Genomic DNA, 6927 nt, shown 5'->3' with positions numbered 1-6927 from the left:
CCGCCGGCGGCGTCTCCGGCGCGGCCTGTTCGCCCGTATCGGCCGCTGGCTGGACCTCGGCGGGGAACTGCGCGACGCCGGCCTGGCGCTGCTGCGCGCCGAGGCGCGGCTGGCCCGCGTCGCATTGCCGCAGGCGCTGGTCTGGCTCGCCGTCGTCGCCGTCGGCGGAGTGTTCCTGCTGGCCACGGTCTGGGGCGCGGCGGCATTGCTGTTGTACCGCTGGACCGGTTCGGTCGCCGCGGCGCTGCTCTGGCTCGGCGCGTTCAGCGCGGCCGTGCTCGGTGTCGGCGGCGTGTTGTTACGCCGCGCCGTGCGCGCGGCGAGCTTCGCCGAGTCGCGCCGGCGCATCGTCTATTGGCTGGAAAAGAGCGAGCCGCAGGATGGGACGGATCAGCAGTCTGCAGACTGAAGTCGATGCCTCGGCGCGGCGCCTGGACGCGGCCCTGCAGGCGGCCGACGCCGAGCGCCGCGACCTCAAGCGCCTGGCGCGCGCGCTGTCGCCGAAGCTCCTGATCGGCGTCGGCCTGGCGGGCGGCTTCCTGCTCATGGTACTGCCGCGGCATTTGCGCGGCAGCACCCTGATCGGCCTCGGCAAGTTCGCCCTCACTCGCTTGCTGCCGCTGCTGGCGGCGCAGGAGTCCGACGAATGAATCCACCGCGCTGGTGGCAGATGCAGTGGCACTGGATAGCGCCGCAGGCGGGCGAACCCGCCGTCGGCGAGGACGAGCGAATCGGCAGTGCGCGCCAGCAGCGCCAGCTCGCGTCGCTGCGCCTGACCCTGGTCTGGCTGTCCCTGCTCGCAACGCTCGCGGTCATGTATCTGGCCAAGGCGCTGGTCGTGCCGGTGCTGCTCGCGCTGTTCCTGGCCCTGTCGCTGAATCCGCTCGTTGCAAGCCTGACCCGGCGCTGGCTGCCGCGCGCGCTCGTCGCGATGCTCGTCCTCGGCACGGGGCTGGCCGCCGTCGCGCTCGTCGCAGTGGCCGTCGCCGAGCCGGCGCAGCACTGGATCGAGCGCGCGCCCGAGGCGGCGCGGCTGCTGACGCCGCGCATGCGCGCGGTCACGCAGCAGATCGAGGCCGCCGGCCGCGCGACGCAGAACCTGACCGGCGCGCGCGCCGCCGGCACGCCGTCGCCGGTGCTGTTCGACGTCTGGGATGCGGTGGCCGCGGCGCCGCGGCTCGTCGTGAGCCTGTTCGGCATCGTCCTGCTCGTGTATTTCCTGCTCGTCTACGGCGAGGACCTGCTGCGCCGCATCGCCGGCCTGAACGGATCGTTCGCGTCGCGGCGCAACACGATCGACATCGTCCGCGTCATGCAGCACGAGATTTCGCGCTATCTGTTCACGACGACCACGATCAACACGCTCGTCGGCGCCGGCGCGACCCTGATCGCGTTCTCCTGCGGCATTCCCGATCCGGCGCTCTGGGGCGTGCTGGCCTTGTTGCTGAATTTCATTCCGTACTTCGGTCCGCTGTGCATGACCGTGCTGTTCGTGCTGCTCGGCCTGTTGACCTACCCGAAATTCGGCGCGGCGCTGACGCCGGCCAGCCTGTTCGCCGCCCTGGTCATCATCGAAGGGCAGTTCCTGACGCCGCTGGTGCTGGGCCGGCGCCTGCAGCTCGACCCGCTGATGATCCTGGTCTGGCTCATGCTGCTGGGTTTTCTCTGGGGCGCGATCGGCATCGTCGTCGCCGTGCCGCTGCTGGTCGCACTGAAGATCGTCTGCCAGCGCGTCGAGGGCTGGGACTGGTTCGCGCGCCTGCTCAGCTGAGCAGGCACGCGTGCTACCATCGGCGTCCATTTGGACGTCCAAACGGGTAGACGATGCAGATCCAGACCAAGCTGCCGAAGGTGGGCACGACCATCTTCACCGTGATGAGCCAGCTCGCGCAGCAGCACAACGCGGTGAATCTGGGCCAGGGATTCCCCGATTTCGACGGTCCGCAGTCGCTGCGCGACGCGCTCGCCGAGGCGATGAACGGCGGCAGGAACCAGTACGCGCCGATGACCGGCGTGGCTCCGCTGCGCGAGCAGATCGCGCTGAAGACCGAGCGGCTGTACGGCCGCAAGGTCAACGCCGACACCGAAGTCACGGTGACCTCCGGCGCGACCGAGGCGCTGTTCGCGGCAATCGCCGCGGTCGTGCGTCCCGGCGAGGAAGTCATCGTGCTCGACCCGTGCTACGACAGCTACGAGCCGGCCATCGACCTCGTCGGCGGCCGCGCGATCCACGTGCCGTTGAACCTGCCCGACTTCTCGGTCGACTGGCAGCGCCTCAAGGACGCGATCACGCCGCGCACGCGGCTGATCATGGTCAACAGCCCGCACAATCCGTCCGGCGCCGTGTTCAGCGCGGCCGATCTCGACGCACTGGCCGAAATCACGCGCGACACGGAAATCCTCGTGCTGTCCGACGAGGTTTACGAACATATCGTGTTCGACGGCGCCCAGCACCAGAGCGTGTTGCGCCACGCGGAACTGGCCGAACGCAGCTTCGTCGTGAGCTCGTTCGGCAAGACCTATCACTGCACTGGCTGGAAGGTCGGCTACTGCATCGCGCCGCGCGCGCTGAGCGCGGAATTCCGCAAGGTGCACCAGTACCTGACGTTCTGCACGTTCGGCCCGGCGCAATGGGCGTTCGCCGAGGTGCTGGCCAAGGATCCGCAGCACTACCTCGACCTGCCGGCGTTCTACCAGCACAAGCGCGACCATTTCCGCGCGCTGCTGGCGCCGTCGCGTCTGCGCCTGCTGCCGGTCGGCGGCGCGTACTTCCAGCTCGTCGACTATTCGGCGATCAGCGACAAGGACGACCTGAATTTCTGCGAATGGCTCGTGCAGGAAGCCGGAGTCGCGGCGATTCCGGTGTCGGCGTTCTACGAGACCGCGCCCGACGCGCGCATCATCCGTTTCTGCTTCGCCAAGAGCGACGCGACCCTGGCCGCTGCGGCCGAACGTCTCGTGCGCCTCTGAAACCCGGGAGCCCGATTCCGCATGTCCGAACCGATACGACCGCTGCGCGTGTCCCTGGTCCAGGGCGACACGCGCTGGCACGACGCTGCGGCCAACCGCAGCTACTACGGCGATCTCGTGCACCGCCTGCGGGGCAGCACCGACCTGATCGTGCTGCCGGAGACCTTCACGAGCGGCTTCACGAACGAGACCCTGGCCAACGCCGAGACCATGGACGGCGAGAACCTGCGCTGGCTGCGGGCGCTCGCCGCCGACGTCGGCGCCGTGGTCACCGGCAGTCTGGTCACGCGCGTCGGAGAGAAGTGCGTGAACCGTCTGGTCTGGATGCGGCCCGACGGCAGCCGCGCGGTCTACGACAAGCGCCACTTGTTCCGCATGGCGCGCGAACACGAACGCTACGCCGCCGGCGAGCAGCGCCTGATCGTCGAGTTGAACGGCTGGCGCATCTGCCCGCTGGTCTGCTACGACCTGCGCTTCCCGGTCTGGATACGCAACCGCTACGGCAAGAGCGTGGCCGACCGCTTCGACTACGACCTCGTGCTGTTCGTCGCGAACTGGCCCAGCGCGCGGCGCTATGCCTGGCAGACTTTGCTGCGCGCGCGCGCGATCGAGAACCTGAGCTACTGCGTCGGCGTGAACCGCGTCGGCACCGACGGCAACGGTCTGCCCTATGCCGGCGACAGCGCCGTACTGGATTTCCTCGGCCAGCCGCTGGTCGAACTCGGCGCCGCGGAGATCGTCGTGACGGTCACCTTGGATCCGGCCGCGCTCGCGGCGCATCGCGAGCGTTTCCCGGCCTGGATGGACGCCGACGTGTTCGAGATCGAGGCCTGATCCGTTGTTCCCGGCGCCGGCGGGCGCCGGGGCTTCAGTGCGGCGGCCTGTCCCAGTAGGGCTCGGGGCCGAAACGCTCGACCAGATAGTCGATGAAGCTGCGCGTCTTCGCCGGGAGGGTGCGTCCGGCCGGATAGACCGCATGCACGGCGATTTCCGGGATCTGCCACTGCGGCAGCAGCTGTACGAGTTCGCCGCGCTGCAGCCGCTGCCAGATCAGGAAGCTCGGCGATATGCAGAAGCCGAGTCCGGCCGCTGCGGCCGAGGCGATCACGTCGCCGTTGTTGACGCGCAGGCTGCCGTTGAGATTCACGGTCTCGCGCTCGGTATCGTTGACGAGCACGATCTCGTCGCGGCGCGCGGCGAGGGTGTAGCTCAGATAATTGTGCGCGGCGAGATCCTGCGGATGCTGCGGCTCGCCGGCGCGGCGCAGATAGTCGGGGCTGGCCGCGAGCAGCATGCGGCAGGGCGCGATGCGCCGCGCGACGAGGCTGGAGTCGGCCAGCTTGGCGATGCGCACGGCCATGTCGAAGCCTTCCTCGACGAGATCGACCTGGCGGTCGTTCAAGGTGAGCTCGAGCTCGATGCGCGGATGGCGCTGCTGGAACTCGGCGACGGCGGCGCCGAGGTGGTGGATCGCGAACGACATCGGCGCCGAGACGCGCAGGCGGCCGCGCGGGTCGGCCTGAAGTTCGGCCGCGAGCGCTTCGGCCTCATTGAGACTGCCGAGGATTTCGCTGACGCGCTGGTAATAGCGTTCGCCGGCCTCGGTCAGGCTGAGCTTGCGCGTGGTCCGGTGCAGCAGGCGCACGCCGAGCTGGTCTTCGAGCGACTGTACGAGCTTGCTCGCGAGCGCCCGGGAGATCTCCATCTGGTCGGCCGCGGCGGTATAGCTGCCCGAGTCGACGACGCGGACGAACAATTGCATGGCCTGCAGCTTGTCCATGCGCGCCTCAGAACAGGTCGAGCGCGAGTTCGGGCGGCCGCGCGACCACGGCGCGTTCGCCGCGGACGACGACGGGACGCTGCAGGAGCTGCGGGAAGCGCTGCAACGCGGCGGCGACGTCGGCCGCCGCCGGCTCGCGTTCGCCCCAGCCCAGCCCGGCGTAGTCGGAATCGTCGCGGCGCAGCAGCTGCGGTGCCGCATCGCCGAGCCGGCGTACGAGGTCGGCCAGCTCCTGCGCCGACGGCGGCGTCCGGAGGTAGTCGACGAGGCGCGCTGCGATGCCGCGCTCCTGCAACAGGACGAGCAGGGCGCGGCATTTGGAGCAGGCCGGGTTGTAGTAGACGGTGCAGTCGGTCATGCGGGGCGGCGCGACGGAAGAGACGCGACACTGTGCCGCTCCGCCGCGCCGGCGGCAAGCCGCGGCAGCGCAGGGCTGCCGTCGTCGGAGAGTGTGGTGAATCCGGCGCCGGCACCGCCTCAGGCGGCGCGGACCGAAGCGTTCAGCGGCAGTGCGCGGCGCGCCTGTTCGAGCTCGCGCCGGATCACGATGCGTTCGGCGTCAGCGCGCGTTTCGCCGCTTCCGAGCACGTTGCCGTGTTGCGGGCAGAGCACTTCATACCAGGTCGCGCGGACCGTGCCGAGGTGGTCGCGCTCGTCGATGCGCTCGATCGCGTAGCCGAGCACGCGGGTTTCCAAAGTGCGCAATGTGCGCATAGTTCAAGTCCCTATGGGTGGAGCGGAGCGCAGAGCATACGCAGGCGCCGTGGAGATCCGGTTAACGCGAGGTTGCGGGCCGGTTAACGGGCGAGGAGACAGTGCGCCGACGCCGAAGTTCCGCGGCGGCGGCATGCCGGGGCGATGATAAAAAGTATATAAATATTTCAGTTCGGCAACGGTTCGGCGCACGCCGCGGCCGTTCCGCCGGCCGGTGCGGCAGCGGCGGCCGTGACGTCTTTGCGCGTGCTTTTGCGTATACCAGTTCCGGACGGCGCGCCGTGTTCGGGTCCGTCGCCCCGCCGCGTTCAGGCATGTCGTCGCGGCCGCAGATCGCTGGCGAGGGCTGGGGCGGCGTCGCTAGAATGGCGCCGTTCGTCCAGCGGACGATTCACCTGCTTGCGCGGAGCCGGCCGACGGCCGGTACCGCAGGGCGGCAGGGGGCAGCCGTACTTTTCCGCATGATTCGAGGAGCAGGGAAATGAAACAGTGGGTTCTGGGTGTGGCGCTGGCGTTTGCCGGGGCGTTCGCGGCTAGCCCGGTGCTGGCCGCCGGCAAGATCGCGATCGGCGTGGCCGAGTTCAAGAACGAGTCCGGCGCCGGCTGGTGGCGTGGCGGAGTGGGCTGGGAGCTCTCGGGCATGCTCTCCAACGAGCTCGGATCGAGCGGCAACTTCACGATCGTGGAGCGCGCCAAGCTCGACAAGGTGCTCGAGGAACAGAACCTGGCCGCATCGGGCCGCGTGCGTTCGGGCACCGGCGCCAAGATGGGCAAGGTCACCGGCGCCGACTATCTCGTCATGGGTACCGTGACGGCCTACGAGGAAAACACCGCGTCGACCGGCGGCGGCATCAGCTTCAAGGGCATCTCGCTCGGCGGCAAGAAGAGCGACGCCTACCTCGCCGTGGACGTGCGCGTGGTCAACACGAGCACCGGCGACATCGAATACTCGCGCACGATCGAAGGCCGCGCCTCGGGCGGTGGCGTCGCCGTCGGCGTCTATCGCGGCGGTTTCGGTGGCAATCTCGCGTCGGAAAAGAACACGCCGGCCGGCAAGGCGATCCGCGCCGCGCTCGTGGAGATCAGCGAGTACCTCGACTGCGTGATGGTCGAGCGCAACGGCTGTGAAAACGAATACCAGGCCAAGGAATCCGGCCGTCGCGAGCGCACGAAGAAGTCGCTCAAGCTCGACTGAGTCCGGTCCGCCGCCGCAACGAAAAAACCCCGCCATCGGCGGGGTTTTTTTTGATCCTGGGCCGGCGCCGGCCCGATCCGAGTTGCGATCCGGCGGCACGAGGCCGCCGGAGCCGGGCAGGGAACGCTCAGCGATTGCCGCCGCGCGGGCCGCCGCCGCGATTGCCGCGGTTGCCGCCGGGCGGACGACCGCCACCGCCGCCGCCGGGGCGATTGCCGCCCGGACGATTTCCGCCAGGCCGGTTGCCGCCGCCCGGACGGTTGCCGCC

General features: G+C 69.3%; 9 protein-coding genes. 6 read left to right on the top strand and 3 right to left on the bottom strand.

Annotated features, from left to right (window positions below; genetic code table 11):
* From NON22_RS18065 to NON22_RS18045, 5 genes are all read left to right on the top strand, one after another.
* The coding region (locus tag NON22_RS18065) for a hypothetical protein (RefSeq protein WP_257388343.1) at positions 1 to 409 on the top strand (409 nt) is incomplete at its 5' end.
* Positions 381 to 650 (top strand): hypothetical protein, encoded by a 270-nt coding sequence (locus NON22_RS18060; RefSeq protein ID WP_257388342.1) that lies wholly within the window; start codon positions 381 to 383, stop codon positions 648 to 650. The genes NON22_RS18065 and NON22_RS18060, both read left to right, overlap by 29 nt.
* The gene (locus tag NON22_RS18055) at positions 647 to 1771 is read left to right on the top strand and encodes an AI-2E family transporter (protein ID WP_257388341.1); all 1125 of its coding nucleotides are present in this window, start codon (positions 647 to 649) and stop codon (positions 1769 to 1771) included. The genes NON22_RS18060 and NON22_RS18055 overlap by 4 nt, the downstream gene beginning before the upstream one ends.
* A gap of 53 nt (positions 1772 to 1824) precedes the next feature.
* The gene (locus NON22_RS18050) at positions 1825 to 2970 is read left to right on the top strand and encodes a pyridoxal phosphate-dependent aminotransferase (protein WP_257388340.1); all 1146 of its coding nucleotides are present in this window, start codon (positions 1825 to 1827) and stop codon (positions 2968 to 2970) included.
* Positions 2971 to 2991: 21 nt separating this feature from the next.
* Complete coding sequence (locus NON22_RS18045; RefSeq protein ID WP_257388339.1) at positions 2992 to 3804, top strand: amidohydrolase; 813 nt, start codon at positions 2992 to 2994, stop codon at positions 3802 to 3804.
* Positions 3805 to 3838: 34 nt separating this feature from the next.
* Here NON22_RS18045 and NON22_RS18040 read toward each other — a convergent pair whose 3' ends face one another.
* From NON22_RS18040 to NON22_RS18030, 3 genes are all read right to left on the bottom strand, one after another.
* A complete protein-coding gene (locus NON22_RS18040) occupies positions 3839 to 4750 on the bottom strand; it encodes a LysR family transcriptional regulator (protein WP_257388338.1) in 912 nt (303 codons plus the stop codon).
* A 7-nt stretch (positions 4751 to 4757) separates the two neighbouring features.
* Positions 4758 to 5108 carry an ArsC/Spx/MgsR family protein gene (locus NON22_RS18035; protein WP_257388337.1) on the bottom strand — a complete coding sequence of 117 codons (351 nt, stop codon included), beginning with the start codon at positions 5106 to 5108 and terminating at the stop codon, positions 4758 to 4760.
* A gap of 119 nt (positions 5109 to 5227) precedes the next feature.
* Entirely contained in the window at positions 5228 to 5464 is a 237-nt protein-coding gene (locus NON22_RS18030) for a hypothetical protein (RefSeq protein WP_257388336.1), read from the bottom strand.
* Positions 5465 to 5945: 481 nt separating this feature from the next.
* Here NON22_RS18030 and NON22_RS18025 point away from each other — a divergent pair, with 481 nt between their 5' ends.
* Positions 5946 to 6659: a CsgG/HfaB family protein gene (locus NON22_RS18025; protein ID WP_257388335.1), complete on the top strand. Its 714-nt coding sequence runs from the start codon at positions 5946 to 5948 to the stop codon at positions 6657 to 6659.
* The last annotated feature ends 268 nt before the right edge of the window (positions 6660 to 6927 follow it).

The organism is Tahibacter caeni, from assembly GCF_024609805.1.
GTDB lineage: Bacteria > Pseudomonadota > Gammaproteobacteria > Xanthomonadales > Rhodanobacteraceae > Tahibacter > Tahibacter caeni.
Note: the sequence above shows the minus strand (reverse complement) of the source record. Positions and strands in the feature narration are given on the sequence as shown.